The sequence below is a fragment of the Geminocystis sp. NIES-3709 genome (genome assembly GCF_001548115.1).
Classification (GTDB): Bacteria; Cyanobacteriota; Cyanobacteriia; order Cyanobacteriales; family Cyanobacteriaceae; genus Geminocystis.
Genome location: NZ_AP014821.1, coordinates 2,954,510 through 2,970,166 on the forward strand (window position 1 = coordinate 2,954,510; position 15,657 = coordinate 2,970,166).

A 15,657-nucleotide genomic window follows, 5' to 3' on the forward strand; every position below is an offset into this window, starting at 1 on the left:
CTGTTAAATCTTTCAAAAATGTCTTTTAAAAATAAAACTATTTGATATTGTCAAAAAAGAGAGGAAATAATGATAATCTCTTAAAATTTGATAATCAAAAAAAGTAAAGATAACATTAAGAATTACCTAAACCTAAAAAACGTTTAAAAATAAACCATTTATTTCTGATTTGCCAAAATTTACTACTTTTCATTGCCTTAATTTCTTCCATTAAAAGATAATTTACTTGTTCTAATTCTTGTAATTCTATGGTAGATTTTTCTAATTTTTGTTGTAGAGAAATTATGTCTTTATTTTTTATTTGTTCTAACTCCTGCAGTTCTATGCTAGACTTTTGTACAATATTTTGTAAATCAAAGAGATTTTCATCTTTGGAAATAAGTTGATTATTTTTATTATTTAATTCTTGTTGCAAATATTTTTTTTCATTTTCTAAATTATTAATTTTTAACGCATTATTTTGATTAACTTCTTCTAAGTATTTTATATTTATTTGATTTTTTTTACAACTCTCTTTTAAAAGTAATAATTGTAAGTTATTCCACGAGTTATTATTCAAGTCTTGTTGATAGTATTCCAATCTTTTAGAAATATTTTTTTTGAAACTTAATAATTTTTTTTGGCTATATAAAGTTTGATAAAAATGATATAAATTTTTAGTATTCTTCTGCCAATTAAGATAGTTATGAGTAAATTTTATCCCTTCTATAGATAATTTTTCTGCTAATTTTAAATCATTCATTAATAAATCAATGGCTGACGGTAAAGAATTTTCATCGACTTTCGGTAAAATAAAAGCGTTTTCTTTGTGAGTTAAAACTTTTCCTATATTAGTTTCAGGAAGAATAATTGGTTTTCCCATTGCTAAAAATTCGGGTATTTTTGAGGGAAAACGATAGTCATTAAAATCATCTGATTTACCCGGTTGTATTAATACATCTGCTAAGGCTAGAATATCAGGAATTTTTTGTCTTTCTACCCATCCTAATTCAATAATATATTCTTTGATCCATACTTCATTATCTTCTAACAATGGTAAGTTGTTATCTACTCCTGTCCGAATTAATACTGTTGGTTTTCCCGCTAAATTAAGTTTTCCTATGGCTAAATAAAGACTTCTAACTTCTTCTAAGTTGGTAGGATGTACAATACCTGTATAAACGAGTATTGTCGTATTTTCTGGAATTTCTAATTCTTTTAATAAAGAGATATTTTTTTGACGAGGAAAAAATTCTTGGGTATCAACTCCCGGATAAAGAGTGATAGTAGGAATAGAGACGGGAATAAACTCCTGTAGCTTATCAATAATTACCGTTACACCGTCTGCTGTGGATAAAAATTCTCGATATTTTCTAGGATGGGAGAGATTATAGGGTAAAATTCGATCGTTTTCTGATGTCCAATTTTTAATTGGTATTTTAAAAAATCTTTCAATAATAGATTCTTCGCTATCTTCTAAATGAATAACTAAATTAAACTCATAAAATTGAGATAAGTGGTAACAATATAGTCTAATATGTTCTCTTGGCGTCCAACAATGGACTATATCAGGTGGTTGATTATTGCTAAAATAACTACAAAGATTATCAATATCACTATAACAAGTCACTTTATAAAGATTATCTTTGAGAGAAGAAACACTATTTTGATTTAATGGTACTGCTACTACACAGTCTAACCCTAATTTTATCAACTCATTTGCAAAATGATGAACATGAACCGCACTATTCATGGGGAAGTCTGAATGGGAAACCACTAAAATATTTTTCATGCAGTTATTTCTAGTAATAAAATCAGTAACGATGAATTTACAAGTATTTTCCCATAAAGCACACCTGTTTTAAGGATTGATATTTACTAAATAGTCATGAAGATGTGAGATAATTAAGTATTGTTAACAAAATAATCAACTTAATTATTATATTTCGTGGATAAACTTCGTACTGTTTCCGACACTAAAAGAAATTTTTATCAACATCATAACCGCCCAATTAATTCTATTTATCGCCGTGTGGTAGAAGAATTAATGGTAGAAATGCACCTATTATCTGTTAATGTTGATTTTCGCCCCGATCCTGTTTACTATTTAGGTGTATGTCAGAGTTTTACTCAATTTATGAATGGCTATACCCCTGAATCAGACAAAGATTCTATTTTTAAGGCTTTGTGTAAATCTATCGGTGATAATCCTGATGAATATCGTCAAAAATCAGAGATTCTTCTTAATTTTGCTACTCAAAAGTCTCCTCAAGATTTAATCAATTGGTTACTCAATCCTACTCATGATAACGGTTTAGAGTCGATCGCTGAGCATTGGCGTTATGCTTTAGATAACCCTAAGTTTAAATATAGCCGTTTATTTGCCATTGGATTTTATAGTTTATTGGAAAAAAGTGATGTAGAAATTGTTAAAGATGAAGAAAAATTTGCCGAATTAATTAAACCTTTAACTGATAAATTAAACTTGCCTATAGATAAACTTAAAAAAGATTTAGATTTATACCGTAGTAATTTAGAAAAAATAAGTCAAATGCTTATCGTATTAGCCGATACTCTCGAAGCAAGTAAGAAAAAAAGACTAGAAAAAGTCAATTAACAATTAACAGTTAACAGTTAACAGTTAACAATTAAAAAATATATCATATAAAAAATTATTTTAACTTATTCACTATTTATTATTCATTCTCATGCTTGATTTAAAAAAAATTAGGGAAAATCCCCATGAAGTTTTAAAATTATTACATCACCGTAGTACTGATTATCAATTACAACCCATTCTCGATTTAGATAATCAACAGCGAGAGATACAATCTGTTAGAACTGAGCTACAAGCTAGAAGTAATGAAATTGGTAAAATTATTGGGGAAAAAATGCGATCGGGAGCAAATCCTCAGAATGAAGAAATTGTCAATCTTAAACAAGAGGGAAATGACGTTAAAGCTAAATTAGCTGAATTAGAACCCAAAGAAAGAGACTTAAAGACAAAAATAGACGCTTTATTGCTAGAATTGCCCAATTTACCCTCTGTAACTACTCCCATTGGCGAAAACGAAACAGAAAATATCGAGGTAAGACGCTGGGGAGATGAATTTATTCCTGATAGCAGTCATATTTTACCTCATGGAGAAATTGGCGAAAAATTAGGCATTATCGACTCAGAAAGAGCGGTAAAAGTCGCTCAAAGTCGTTTTGTAGCCTTAGTTGGTATGGGGGCGGCTTTAGAAAGGGCATTGATTAATTTTATGCTCGATCGACAAATAGAAGCCGGTTATACTGAAGTCATGCCTCCAATCTTAGTTAATAGCGAAGCATTACAAGGAACAGGACAACTACCCAAATTTGCAGAAGAGAGTTTTAAGTGTGATAACGATGATTTATGGTTAACTCCGACAGCAGAAGTTCCAGTTACCAACTTTTATCGTCAAGAAATTTTAGACGCAGATCAATTACCTATTCATCATTGCGCCTATACTCCTTGTTTTCGTAGAGAAGCAGGAAGCTATGGCCGTGATATGAAAGGTTTAATTCGTTTACATCAGTTTAACAAAGTCGAGTTAATTAAATTAGTGCGTCCCGAAACCAGTGAGCAAGAGCATGAGAAAATGGTCAATAATGCAGAGGCTATTCTTCAAGCCTTAAAATTACCCTATAGAGTGGTGGAACTATGTACAGGAGACTTAGGATTTGGAGCCGCTAAATGTTACGATCTTGAGGTGTGGTTGCCTTCAGCTAATACTTACCGAGAGATTTCCAGTTGCTCGAATTGTCATGATTTTCAGGCAAGAAGAGCAGATATTCGTTTTAAAGAGAAAGGAAAAAAAGGCACTGAATATGTACACACTTTGAATGGTTCAGGTTTAGCCGTCGGTCGTACTATGGCAGCAATATTAGAAAACTATCAACAAGAAGACGGTACAGTTAAAGTACCAGAAGCATTGCAACCCTATTTAAAAATTGACGTATTAAGTGTTAGGTAAAATTATATATCTAACTTTAGTTCGAGATAAAATTATCGGTGAAGATAGGGAAACGGGAAAAGTTACAAGAATTGATTTTAAAACTCCTAAATTTATTTCATCGGGATTTTGTTTGAAAAACTTTTGCTCATCAATTATCTAAAGACGAGTAGGACTTACCCACCAGCCCTTTGATTCCTCAGAATTGGAAGGAAGAATAAAGCAGGACTCCCTCATACTTAGGGGTTGGGGAGCGAAAAAACTATTTTCGAGAAAGTCCTAACTAACTCAGGTTAAAATAGATCGTTTATAAATAACAATTAAAATAAGGAGATAATCTTGGTTAATACATTAGCATTTAAAACGACCAAATCAGAAGAAATTTTTACTGCCGCTCAAAAACTGATGCCCGGAGGAGTAAATTCCCCCGTAAGAGCTTTTAAATCTGTAGGTGGACAACCGATTGTATTCGATCGAGTCAAAGGAGCTTATATTTGGGATGTGGACGAAAATAAATATATCGATTATGTAGGATCATGGGGACCCGCAATTTGTGGCCATACCCATCCAGACGTTATCAATGCCCTCAAAGAAGTATTAGAAAAAGGTACAAGTTTTGGTGCGCCTTGCTTACTCGAAAATATCCTTGCAGAAATGGTAATCGAAGCTGTGCCTAGTATTGAAATGGTGCGTTTTGTTAACTCAGGTACAGAGGCTTGTCTCTCAGTTTTGCGGTTAATGCGTGCCTATACCAACAGAAATAAGATCATCAAATTTGAAGGATGTTATCATGGTCATGGTGATATGTTCTTAGTACAGGCCGGTTCAGGAGTGGCAACTTTAGGCTTACCTGATTCTCCGGGAGTTCCTAAATCCGTCACCGCCGACACTTTAACAGCCCCTTATAATGACTTAGAAGCCGTCAAAAAAATCTTTGCCGAAAATCCAGGAGAAATTGCCGGAGTAATTCTTGAGCCAGTGGTGGGTAATTCGGGATTTATTCCCCCTGATGCTGGTTTTCTTGAAGGTTTGAGAGTTTTAACCCAAGAAAATGATGCCTTATTGGTATTCGATGAAGTGATGACAGGTTTTCGTATTTCCTATGGTGGTGTTCAAGCAAAATTTGGTGTAACTCCTGATTTAACTACTTTAGGTAAAGTTATTGGCGGTGGTTTACCTGTGGGTGCTTACGGTGGCAAAAAAGAAATTATGGCATTAGTTGCCCCTTCTGGTTCAATGTACCAAGCAGGTACTTTATCGGGAAATCCTTTAGCTATGACGGCAGGAATTAAAACCCTAGAATTATTACAAAAACCCGGCACTTATGAATATTTAGAAAAAATTACTAATCAATTAATTACTGGTTTATTAGACATTGCCAGAAACGCAGGTCATGAGGTAACTGGTGGTAATATTAGCGGTATGTTTGGGATGTTTTTTACTGGTAATCCTGTCCATAACTACGGTGATGCGAAACACTCTGATACCGCTAAATTTGGGCGTTTTCATCGAGGAATGTTGGAAAGGGGGATTTATTTAGCACCTTCTCAGTTTGAAGCTGGTTTTACTTCGATCGCCCATACAGAAGACGACATTCAACAGACTCTTGTAGCAGCAGAAGAAGTATTAAAAAATATTTAACAATCAATTTAGGAATTGGGAATGGGAAGTTTTTATAATCCTCCTAACAGTAGAGTTGTTAAATGAAACTATAATTTAAAATTCTCGTGATTCGGTTGAAAATAAATTAAAGATTTTTCATTTTACATTCTACATTTTTAAATTCTTCTCCTTGTCTTCCCTTAATCCCTAAGCGGCTAAAGGATCATTATCGGTGATTCGATCGTAATTAAATTCTCTAATTCCTAGTACCTTATCTAATTGGCTAATCTCAAAAATCATTTTTACAGAGGGAGATACGTTGAATAGATAAAAGTTTTTGCTTTGATTTTTTGCCTCATTATAGGCATTAACTAAAGCCACTAATCCACTACCATCAACAAACTCAACCTGTTGGAAATCTACCAAAATATCCCTATTTTTTGTATTATTGATAAAACTAAGTAACTGTTGTTGAAACTTTTTTTGATTACTCTCATTAATAGTTCCCTGGGGACTATAAACTTCTTGATTGTACATAATTTCTTTACTCCTCATTAAAACTTTTTCGATTATACTTTTTTTAAACTGAAATTTAGATTATATAGGGAATAATAATATGTTTTCTTTGATTATTACGAGTAACTTTTAGTTCCCACAAACTCAAATCATTGACAATATAAACCAAATCTAAGCTATTTTGTCAATAGTTGGGCAAAGATCCGTTTAAGATTTTTAAAATCTATATCTCATAAGACTTAACTTATCCTTGGTGTCCAACAGAAAAAGTAATTTAAGTTACAGAATAAGGAATTGAGTGCATTATCAATTCTTTGTTAATTGTTCACCATATTAGTTACAATCAAGATTATCAAGAAATAGTCACAAATTGGGAATAATAGAATGGTACCAACGGTTATTGAAACCTCTGGAAGGGGTGAGCGCGCTTTTGATATTTACTCTCGTTTACTTAGAGAAAGAATAGTTTTTTTAGGTCAACAAGTAACGGATGAATTAGCTAACTCGATCGTGGCGCAACTGTTACTATTAGAAGCAGAAGATTCAGAAAAAGACATCTACCTTTATATCAACTCTCCTGGCGGTTCTGTCTCGGCAGGACTTGGTATATTTGATACCATGAATCAAGTTAAACCAGATGTTTGCACTATTTGTGTCGGATTAGCGGCTAGTATGGGAGCTTTTTTATTAAGTGCTGGTGCAAAAGGGAAAAGAATGAGCTTACCGAACTCTCGAATTATGATCCATCAACCATTAGGAGGGGCTCAAGGACAAGCTACAGATATTGAAATTCAAGCAAAAGAGATACTTTACCTCAAAAAACAACTAAATCACTATATGGCTTCTCATACTGGGCAACCTTTGGAAAAAATCGAAGACGACACCGAAAGAGATTTTTTTATGTCAGCAGAGGAAGCTAGAGACTATGGTTTAATTGATCAAGTAGTCATTCGTGCTCCTAAGTCTTAAGACAAAGAGGAAGAGAAGAAGATAAGAAACTTTTTTAAAATTTTATTACTAATTACTCATTTTTAATTAATTATGCCTAGATCACAAAGAAACGATAATTTTATTGATAAAACTTTTACTGTCATGGCGGATATTATTTTGAAAGTCTTGCCTATTGATGCGAAATCGAAGGAGGCTTTTGTTTACTATCGAGACGGAATGTCTGCTCAAGCTGAAGGAGAATATGCAGAGGCGTTGGAAAATTATCAGGAAGCCTTGAAATTAGAAGAAGATTCTAACGATCGAAGTGAGATACTTTATAATATGGGTTTAATTCATGCTAGTAATGGCAAATTAGAAGAAGCCTTAGAATACTATCATCAATCTTTAGATCTAAATCCTCGTAAGCCTTCAGTGTTGAATAATATTGCCGTAATTTACCACCATCAAGGAGAAAAATGTCGTCAAGCAGGAGAGGAAGATGAAGCAGAAAGTTTCTATGACAAAGCCGCAGAATATTGGAAACAAGCCATTAGAATTTCTCCCAATAGTTATTTAGAGGCTCAAAACTGGCTCAAAACTACTGGTCGATCGGAAATGGATGTATTCTTTTAGTTAATATTTGATAGCGAATAGTAAAAACAATGATAATCATTACCAATAAATAAAAATGAGTTTAAGTAAAGAAGAAGTTAAAAAAGTCGCTAATTTAGCCCGTTTACAAATTACCACAGCAGAAGAAGAGGAATTTGCTCCCCAATTAAACGCCATTTTAGATTATTTTGAACAGTTAAAAGAATTAGATACAGAAAATGTCCAACCTACCACAAGAGCGATCGAGCTTAGTAATATAACCCGTGAAGACAAACAAACAACCTATGAAGATAGAGAAAGTTTATTGAATTGCGCCCCGGAAAGAGAAGAAGATTTTTTCAGAGTACCAAAAATTATGGCGTAAGAGAACGTTTCTTCATTCCCCCTTTAAAAAGCCCCTAGGGGGATATTTCCTCAAAAATCCTAACTTTTCAAAAAATCAATTTTAATAAAAGCTATTTAGTTGAAGAAATCTAAAATTTTTTCTCTCCACATCAATTATGATTTCTTCAAAACAAAAATTAACATTAGGAATTGTTAGATCCTCAAAAAATCTTGCTAGATTGTTCATATAGGTTCATTATCTGAGTATTGATACAGGTCTATAACTAATCAAAAAATCATAGACATCAATCAGATAACTAATAAGCATTTATAACGCAACTTACTTACAAATGGATTTAACTAATTTTCCTTGGCTAACAACTATTATTCTTTTTCCCATTATTGCTTCCTTATTCGTCTTCATCATCCCTGATAAAGATGGAAAAACTGTTAGGTGGTACGCCTTAACAATAGCTTTAATGGATTTTGTTTTAATTGTCTATGCTTTCTATCAAGGCTATGACTTTAATAACCCAGACTTACAATTAGTCGAAAGTTATACATGGGTTGCCGATCTTGACCTAAAATGGTCTGTAGGTGCTGATGGTTTATCCATGCCTCTGATTCTGTTAACAGGCTTCATCACTACTTTAGCCATCTTAGCGGCTTGGCCTGTCAGTTTAAAACCTAAATTCTTTTATTTTCTCATGTTGGCAATGTACGGTGGACAAATTGCCGTATTTGCTGTGCAAGATATGCTACTTTTCTTCCTCGTGTGGGAGTTGGAGTTAGTACCTGTATATCTTATTCTTTCTATTTGGGGCGGTAAACGACGATTATATGCGGCCACCAAATTTATCCTTTATACTGCTGGAGGCTCTTTATTCATTCTTGTAGCAGCTTTAACGATGGCTTTCTATGGCGATACCGTCACCTTTGATATGGTTGCGATCGCCCATAAAGATTTTGGATTGAATCTGCAATTATTATTATACGGTGGACTATTAATTGCCTATGGTGTCAAATTGCCAATTTTTCCTCTTCACACATGGCTACCAGATGCCCATGGAGAAGCGACAGCTCCTGCCCATATGTTACTAGCAGGAATTTTGTTAAAAATGGGGGGTTACGCCTTAATTCGCATGAATGCAGGAATGTTGCCTGATGCTCACGCTACTTTTGCCCCAATTTTAATTATCTTAGGAGTGGTAAACATTATCTATGCCGCCTTTACTTCTTTTGCTCAACGTAACCTTAAACGAAAAATTGCCTATTCTTCCATTTCTCACATGGGTTTTGTCTTGATTGGTATTGCTTCCTTTACAGATATTGGTATGAGCGGAGCAATGTTACAGATGATTTCTCACGGTTTAATCGGTGCTAGTCTATTCTTTATGGTAGGTGCTACTTACGATCGAACCCATACTCTGATGTTAGACGAAATGGGTGGAATTGGGAAAAGAATGAAGAAAATATTTGCCATGTGGACAACTTGCTCTATGGCATCCCTTGCATTACCAGGTATGAGTGGATTTGTGGCCGAATTGATGGTATTTATCGGTTTTGCTACCAGTGATGCTTATGGTTTCACCTTCAAACTGATAATGGTATCCCTTGCGGCGGTTGGTGTTATCTTAACTCCCATTTACTTGCTGTCAATGTTAAGGGAAATATTATATGGTGAAGAAAACAAAGAATTAGTATCTCATACTAAATTAGTAGATGCTGAACCTCGGGAAGTATTTATTATTGCTTGTCTTCTCATTCCCATTATCGGTATTGGTTTATACCCGAAAATTGTTACCCAGATTTATGATTCTACCACTCAAAAATTAACTACTTTATTACGGAATTCTGTACCTAGTTTACAAGTTGAAACCATTGCTAAAAACAACGCTCAATTTGTAGCTTTAAATGCTCCCAAAATTAGCTGAGTTCGAAAAAAAATCCTTGATGTAGGTAGGTTTTAGGCTTTAGGGTTTAGGTTTTAGGTTCTAAAAATACCAAATTTGATTGAATTATTTAATTAAATTAATCTAAGTAAAATCAATTGTTAACAGTTTTTGATTAATTATTTACCTAATACCTAACAACTAATACCTTGCTATTACCCATACATTTTGCATCGAACTGAGGTCAAAATTAGGGATAATTAGGGGCTAGAAAAATTATATTTCCTCCTCTCTTGTTCCCCATTTTTCGCTCCAAATCTCGTTCTAGGTTACAATAAAGATCTATGTTAAGAAGGTTTAGTCGATCGAGAGACTAAAGGTAATTTATGCAGTTTATAGATCAAGTTGAGATTGAAGTCGAAGCAGGAAAAGGAGGTGATGGGCTTGTGGCCTTTCGTAGAGAAAAATATGTCCCCGCAGGAGGCCCATCCGGAGGAAATGGAGGACGAGGAGCATCTATATTATTTAAGCCAACAGAAAGACTGCAAACTTTGTTAGATTTTAGATATGCCCGTCGTTTTAAGGCAGATGACGGCAAAAGAGGTGGCCCAAATAATCGCACAGGTGCATCGGGACAAGATCTTATTTTAGAAATTCCCTGTGGTACAATGATTTATGATGCAGATACTGATGAGTTAATAGCAGATTTAGTCTCTCCTGATGAAACTTTTTTAATTGCCAAAGGTGGGAAAGGTGGATTGGGAAATCAACATTTTTTGAGTAATAGTAACCGGGCGCCTGAATATGCCTTACCCGGCTTAGAAGGAGAAATTAAGAATTTACGATTAGAGTTAAAATTGTTGGCAGAGGTGGGAATTATTGGACTTCCCAATGCCGGAAAATCAACTCTTATATCGGCTTTGTCTTCCGCTAAACCCAAAATTGCCGATTATCCTTTTACTACTCTTATTCCAAATTTAGGAGTTGTGCGTAAACCAACAGGAGACGGCACTGTTTTTGCTGATATTCCCGGATTGATTGAAGGTGCATCGGAAGGAATCGGTTTAGGCCATGATTTTCTGCGACATATCGAGCGCACTCGTTTATTAGTTCATTTGATCGATGTGAACTCAGAAGATCCAGTTCATGATTATAACGTCATTCAAGGAGAACTGTCAGCTTATGGGAAAGGATTACACGATCGACCTCAAATTATAGGTTTAAATAAGATAGATACTATAGACGAAGAAATGCAACAGGAAATCTTAAGTCAATTTCAAGGGTTGACGAATAATCAAATTTTCCTCATTTCTGGGGTGACAGGATTAGGATGCGATCGTCTTTTACAGGAAGTATGGCAAACATTGGATTTAATGAAGGAAGAATCAACCATAGAAACTAACTTTTTAGAAACTTTAAAGGCTTAATCGAATATACCTCAGTTCGATGAAAAAATATTGTCAAAAGGGTAGTTATCGGCTATTGTTAGGTTAGATTTTTTGTCAACATTAGTAATTGATTACTTATTCTTTAATTGAAACAAGGCTAAAAGCTAAAAGCTACCTTCTCCCATAAATTTTATACCTCTCTCAGGTTAACACCCATCTCAATTTCAGTAGTGAAAGTAAGTAAAAACAATAGATAAAAGTTTGAATCATTTTTTGATTTTTAATGAGAAATTGAACCAGTATGATAGGATAACCACATAATCTTAATCGAATCAATATCCATGACTCAAGATTGGTCAAATTTACTAACACAATTACTAGATCAACAATCTTTAACTAAAATACAAGCCTCCCAACTGATGGAAGGATGGCTAAAAGAAGAAATATCTCCTGTATTATCTGGAGCAATTCTGACCGCTATTCAAGCTAAAGGAGTTAGTGGCACTGAATTAGCAGGCATGGCTCAAGTCTTACAAAAACAATCTCGAAACACCGACAATGTTACTCATTCTTCCCCTCTGATTGATACTTGTGGCACGGGAGGTGATGGTTCTTCTACTTTTAATATTTCTACGGCAGTGGCTTTTGTAGCGGCGGCGGCAGGAGTTAAAGTAGCTAAACATGGTAATCGATCGGCTTCTAGTAAAGTAGGTTCTGCTGATGTGTTAGAATACCTAGGGATCAAGTTAAACGCAAAAGAAACCTTATATAAACAAGCCTTGGAAAAGGTAGGGATCACTTTTTTATTTGCTCCGGGTTGGCATCCTGCTATGAAAGCAGTTGCTCCTCTAAGACAACAATTAAAAATTAGAACGATCTTTAACTTATTAGGTCCTTTAGTCAATCCTTTAAAACCCACAGGACAAGTGATTGGAGTCTATGATACAAAATTTATAGAACCTGTTGTTAATGCTTTACAACATTTATCCCTTGACAAAGCGATCGTGCTACATGGTAGAGAAAAACTAGACGAAGCTGGATTGGGAGATATTACTGACTTGGCATTATTCCAAAAAGGAGAAATTAGTATTACCACCCTTAACCCGGAAGAATTAAATGTGACTCCTGCACCTTTGAGCGCTTTAAAAGGAGGGGAGGTAATAGAAAATGCTGAAATTTTAACGAAAGTTTTGCAAGGAAAAGGTACACAAGCTCAAAATGATGCTGTTATTCTCAACGCCTCTTTAGCTTTGCAAGTAGGAGATTTGGTACCCATGGGAGATCATCAAAGTTCGATCGAAATATGCCGTCAAATTCTTACCAGTGGAGTAGCATGGGATAAATTAACAGAATTGGTGAATTTTTATTCCAAAGAATCATCAGAATATTGCCAATCAAACAATGGTTAGCTGAAAATACGAGCAAGTTAAGTTATAATTTTGCTCAGTATCAAATATTGCATATTATTATTTTAATAAACTCTTATATTTATTGAAATTTAAAGATAATTAAAAAATAACATTAAATTTCATCCCCGAATCTTGTAACTTACCCATGACAAATGATTACCTAGCAGAAATGAATGAATCAGATTTAAACCTAGCCGAATATTTAGAGCCATCGGCGAAAAAACCTGTTAATCGTAGTAATCCACCAGTTCGCACGGGAAAACGAGTTAAACAAGGAAATGAGACACCAGAAACCAATATGAACTTTAATCAAATTATCCCTAGTAATGTCGCTCAAATCAAAGTCATCGGAGTGGGTGGTGGTGGCTGTAATGCGGTTAATCGCATGATTCAGGGTAATGTGGTAGGGGTTGAATTTTGGCAAATCAATACTGATTCCCAAGCCTTATCTCAATCAATGGCTACCAATTGCTTACAAATCGGTCAAAAACTTACCAGAGGGCTAGGTGCTGGGGGAAATCCAGCCATCGGACAAAAAGCGGCGGAAGAATCCAGAGATGAGATAGCGAAAACGTTAGAAAATACTGACTTAGTATTTATCACCGCCGGGATGGGTGGTGGTACAGGTACAGGTGCGGCTCCTATTGTGGCAGAAATTGCCAAAGAAATGGGTTGTTTAACGGTAGGAGTTGTAACTCGTCCTTTTACGTTTGAGGGTCGTCGTCGCACTACCCAAGCAGAAGATGGAATTCAAGCCTTAGAAAGCAAAGTTGACACTTTAATCGTCATTCCCAACAATAAATTATTATCGGTAATTCCCTCGGATACTCCCTTACAAGAATCTTTTCGCATGGCAGATGATACTTTAAGACAAGGAGTTCAAGGTATTTCTGATATAATCACTATACCAGGTCTTGTAAACGTTGATTTTGCAGATGTTAGAGCCGTTATGGCTGATGCAGGATCTGCTTTAATGGGTATTGGTATAGGTTCAGGAAAATCGAGGGCGAAAGAAGGGGCGGTGGCTGCTATTTCCTCACCTTTACTAGAATCTTCTATACAAGGTGCTACTGGTGTGGTGCTAAACATTACAGGGGGAACTGATTTAACTTTACACGAAGTTAATACCGCCGCTGAAACCATTTATGAGATTGTTGATCCCAATGCGAATATTATTTTTGGGGCAGTAATTGATGAAAAAATGCAAGGAGAAATTAGGATTACGGTGATTGCAACAGGTTTTTCGGGAGAACCAAAAATTAATCCGATCGCAAAAACTGCTGTTAAAGCAAATACTTCTTCTACTTCTACTGGTAACTTAGAAGAAAATAATAATCCAAATCCTGATCCTAGTAATGTAACATCAGGGTTAGATATTCCTGAATTTTTGCAACGTCGTCGTTTTCCTCGTCGATAAGCTGAAACCCATCAATATTTAAAGATATTAGGTATTAAGTTAAATAATTGAATGGGATTTGGTTGGTAAAATAAACTTAAAACCCTTTCCGAAGCCTAAAACCAACCTAGATCAAGGATTTTTGTGTTGAACTAAGGTTAACCTACATTTTTTATTAATTTTTAAAAATGATTGAAACCCTTAACTTTTCTCTACCGTCACTGACCATTCTACCTAGATGCAAACTAGCTTAATAAAGTAATTTTATTGAGTAATATTTGTTTATGAAATTATAAATTCTTAGGTTAGAACAAGTAATAAGTATTTTCTATTTTTTCTCATTAATTATCAATTATTTTTATGGATATAAAAGAATATCAATTACTAACAAGAAAAACAGCTATTTATTCTCAAGAAACTTTTTTAGAATATCTCACTTTAGGTTTGGCTTCAGAAGCAGGAGAAGTCAGTGGTGTGGTGAAAAAATATATTAGAAAAGACTATGATTTAGAACTTGCTAAAGATAAACTAATTAAAGAATTGGGTGATGTAATATGGTATTGGGCGAGATTATGTGATGAATTAGGTTTAAATCCAGAGGAGGTTATGGAAAAAAACATTAATAAATTGCTCGATCGACAGATTAATAATACTCTACAGGGAGATGGTGACGATCGATAGTTTAGGGTTATCAAATTTATTTAAGACTATTTTGGGGAAATAAATAATTTTTAATCATAGCCTGAGTTCCTTCTATATAACCCTTTCCATTATCTAAATCGGCTGTTATTTGAAATAGTTTTTGAGCTAATTCAACTCCCACTAGGCTATGATCGTTGTCTAAAACTTCATTAATTAAACGTAAATCCTTGAGAATATGTTTAATCATAAAACCAGGACTATAATCAGAGTCAATAATTTTTGGTGCTAAATTGGTTAAAGCCCATGATCCTGCCGCTCCAGTACTACAAACTTCAATCACTAAATTAGGGTCAATGCCTTGTTTTTTAGCCAATGTCAGAGCTTCACAAATAGCTACCATGTGTAAAGATGCTAAAACTTGATTACATAATTTCACTGCTTGACCACTACCAAGCGCACCACAATAAGTAATGTTTTTTCCTAATACTTGAAAATAGGGTTTACATTCCTGAAAATCTTTTGGATTACCCCCCACCATAATGGTTAAAGTGCCTTGTTGAGCACCAATATCCCCTCCAGAAACGGGAGCATCTAAAAATCGAATCTTTTTAGTTTGCAACTTTTCTGCAATACTTTGCACTGATTTAGAACCGATCGTACTAAAATCCACAACAAGGGTATTTGGTTGGGCAAAATTGATTACTCCTTGGGGGGAAAAAAGTACTTCTTCTACATCTGGAACATCACCTAAACAAGTAAAAATAATCTTAGCATCTGTGATTGTTTCTTCGATCGTATCTTGAATATTGAAAGAGTCGAAGTAAGGAGGATTTTTTGTTCTATTCCACACCCGGACATTAAAACCACTATTGATCAAATTTAATGCCATGGGTTTACCCATTACTCCTAAACCCAAAAAAGCTAGTTGCTGATTCATTGGCTAATAGTTCATCATTAGTAATAATAAATAATTATAGCCCTAGATAAGTT

Annotated in this window: 14 protein-coding genes; 11 read left to right on the forward strand and 3 right to left on the reverse strand. The window is 34.5% G+C overall.

Annotated elements, in window-relative coordinates; all coding sequences use genetic code 11:
* Positions 1–115 precede the first annotated feature (115 nt).
* Positions 116–1,771, reverse strand: coding sequence for a glycosyltransferase (locus tag GM3709_RS12675; RefSeq protein ID WP_066119850.1), 1,656 nt, complete (start codon positions 1,769–1,771; stop codon positions 116–118).
* A gap of 156 nt (positions 1,772–1,927) precedes the next feature.
* On the opposite strand from GM3709_RS12675, the gene psb29 reads away from it, so the two are divergent.
* The 3 genes from psb29 to hemL all read left to right on the forward strand — a co-directional run bounded on the left by psb29 (position 1,928) and on the right by hemL (position 5,597).
* On the forward strand, positions 1,928–2,596 hold the full coding sequence (gene psb29, locus GM3709_RS12680) for a photosystem II biogenesis protein Psp29 (RefSeq protein WP_066119852.1): 669 nt from the start codon (positions 1,928–1,930) through the stop codon (positions 2,594–2,596).
* 91 nt (positions 2,597–2,687) lie between these two features.
* Positions 2,688–3,977 carry a serine--tRNA ligase gene (gene serS / locus GM3709_RS12685; protein ID WP_066119853.1) on the forward strand — a complete coding sequence of 430 codons (1,290 nt, stop codon included), beginning with the start codon at positions 2,688–2,690 and terminating at the stop codon, positions 3,975–3,977.
* A 318-nt stretch (positions 3,978–4,295) separates the two neighbouring features.
* Positions 4,296–5,597 carry a glutamate-1-semialdehyde 2,1-aminomutase gene (gene hemL, locus GM3709_RS12690; RefSeq protein WP_066119854.1) on the forward strand — a complete coding sequence of 434 codons (1,302 nt, stop codon included), beginning with the start codon at positions 4,296–4,298 and terminating at the stop codon, positions 5,595–5,597.
* Positions 5,598–5,765: 168 nt separating this feature from the next.
* Here the strand turns inward: hemL and GM3709_RS12695 are convergent, their stop codons facing one another.
* Complete coding sequence (locus GM3709_RS12695) at positions 5,766–6,095, reverse strand: STAS domain-containing protein (protein ID WP_066119856.1); 330 nt, start codon at positions 6,093–6,095, stop codon at positions 5,766–5,768.
* Positions 6,096–6,458: 363 nt separating this feature from the next.
* Here GM3709_RS12695 and clpP point away from each other — a divergent pair, with 363 nt between their 5' ends.
* The 8 genes from clpP (at position 6,459) to GM3709_RS12735 (ending at position 14,706) form a co-directional block, all read left to right on the forward strand.
* On the forward strand, positions 6,459–7,043 hold the full coding sequence (gene clpP / locus GM3709_RS12700) for an ATP-dependent Clp endopeptidase proteolytic subunit ClpP (RefSeq protein WP_066119858.1): 585 nt from the start codon (positions 6,459–6,461) through the stop codon (positions 7,041–7,043).
* Positions 7,044–7,115: 72 nt separating this feature from the next.
* Positions 7,116–7,637, forward strand: a complete 522-nt coding sequence (locus GM3709_RS12705) for a photosystem I assembly protein Ycf3 (RefSeq protein ID WP_066119860.1) — start codon at positions 7,116–7,118, stop codon at positions 7,635–7,637.
* Positions 7,638–7,692: 55 nt separating this feature from the next.
* On the forward strand, positions 7,693–7,980 hold the full coding sequence (gene gatC / locus GM3709_RS12710) for an Asp-tRNA(Asn)/Glu-tRNA(Gln) amidotransferase subunit GatC (protein ID WP_066119862.1): 288 nt from the start codon (positions 7,693–7,695) through the stop codon (positions 7,978–7,980).
* A 310-nt stretch (positions 7,981–8,290) separates the two neighbouring features.
* On the forward strand, positions 8,291–9,874 hold the full coding sequence (locus tag GM3709_RS12715; RefSeq protein ID WP_066119864.1) for an NAD(P)H-quinone oxidoreductase subunit 4: 1,584 nt from the start codon (positions 8,291–8,293) through the stop codon (positions 9,872–9,874).
* 344 nt (positions 9,875–10,218) lie between these two features.
* The gene (obgE, locus tag GM3709_RS12720) at positions 10,219–11,259 is read left to right on the forward strand and encodes a GTPase ObgE (protein ID WP_066119865.1); all 1,041 of its coding nucleotides are present in this window, start codon (positions 10,219–10,221) and stop codon (positions 11,257–11,259) included.
* A gap of 302 nt (positions 11,260–11,561) precedes the next feature.
* Positions 11,562–12,629, forward strand: coding sequence for an anthranilate phosphoribosyltransferase (trpD, locus tag GM3709_RS12725; protein WP_066119867.1), 1,068 nt, complete (start codon positions 11,562–11,564; stop codon positions 12,627–12,629).
* A gap of 145 nt (positions 12,630–12,774) precedes the next feature.
* Positions 12,775–14,046, forward strand: coding sequence for a cell division protein FtsZ (ftsZ, locus tag GM3709_RS12730; protein ID WP_066119868.1), 1,272 nt, complete (start codon positions 12,775–12,777; stop codon positions 14,044–14,046).
* A 339-nt stretch (positions 14,047–14,385) separates the two neighbouring features.
* Entirely contained in the window at positions 14,386–14,706 is a 321-nt protein-coding gene (locus tag GM3709_RS12735) for a nucleoside triphosphate pyrophosphohydrolase family protein (RefSeq protein WP_066119870.1), read from the forward strand.
* A 16-nt stretch (positions 14,707–14,722) separates the two neighbouring features.
* On the opposite strand, the gene GM3709_RS12740 is transcribed toward GM3709_RS12735, so the two are convergent.
* Positions 14,723–15,604, reverse strand: coding sequence for an NAD(P)-dependent oxidoreductase (locus GM3709_RS12740; RefSeq protein WP_066119872.1), 882 nt, complete (start codon positions 15,602–15,604; stop codon positions 14,723–14,725).
* Positions 15,605–15,657 lie beyond the last annotated feature (53 nt).

What these genes read in the sequence shown, in the direction of transcription:
- GM3709_RS12675 (WP_066119850.1), bottom strand. Translation starts at nt 1,771, where the DNA reads ATGAAAAATATTTTAGTGGTTTCCCATTCAGACTTCCCCATGAATAGT.
- serS (WP_066119853.1), top strand. Translation starts at nt 2,688, where the DNA reads ATGCTTGATTTAAAAAAAATTAGGGAAAATCCCCATGAAGTTTTAAAA.
- GM3709_RS12695 (WP_066119856.1), bottom strand. Translation starts at nt 6,095, where the DNA reads ATGTACAATCAAGAAGTTTATAGTCCCCAGGGAACTATTAATGAGAGT.
- clpP (WP_066119858.1), top strand. Translation starts at nt 6,459, where the DNA reads ATGGTACCAACGGTTATTGAAACCTCTGGAAGGGGTGAGCGCGCTTTT.
- GM3709_RS12705 (WP_066119860.1), top strand. Translation starts at nt 7,116, where the DNA reads ATGCCTAGATCACAAAGAAACGATAATTTTATTGATAAAACTTTTACT.
- gatC (WP_066119862.1), top strand. Translation starts at nt 7,693, where the DNA reads ATGAGTTTAAGTAAAGAAGAAGTTAAAAAAGTCGCTAATTTAGCCCGT.
- GM3709_RS12715 (WP_066119864.1), top strand. Translation starts at nt 8,291, where the DNA reads ATGGATTTAACTAATTTTCCTTGGCTAACAACTATTATTCTTTTTCCC.
- obgE (WP_066119865.1), top strand. Translation starts at nt 10,219, where the DNA reads ATGCAGTTTATAGATCAAGTTGAGATTGAAGTCGAAGCAGGAAAAGGA.
- trpD (WP_066119867.1), top strand. Translation starts at nt 11,562, where the DNA reads ATGACTCAAGATTGGTCAAATTTACTAACACAATTACTAGATCAACAA.
- ftsZ (WP_066119868.1), top strand. Translation starts at nt 12,775, where the DNA reads ATGACAAATGATTACCTAGCAGAAATGAATGAATCAGATTTAAACCTA.
- GM3709_RS12735 (WP_066119870.1), top strand. Translation starts at nt 14,386, where the DNA reads ATGGATATAAAAGAATATCAATTACTAACAAGAAAAACAGCTATTTAT.
- GM3709_RS12740 (WP_066119872.1), bottom strand. Translation starts at nt 15,604, where the DNA reads ATGAATCAGCAACTAGCTTTTTTGGGTTTAGGAGTAATGGGTAAACCC.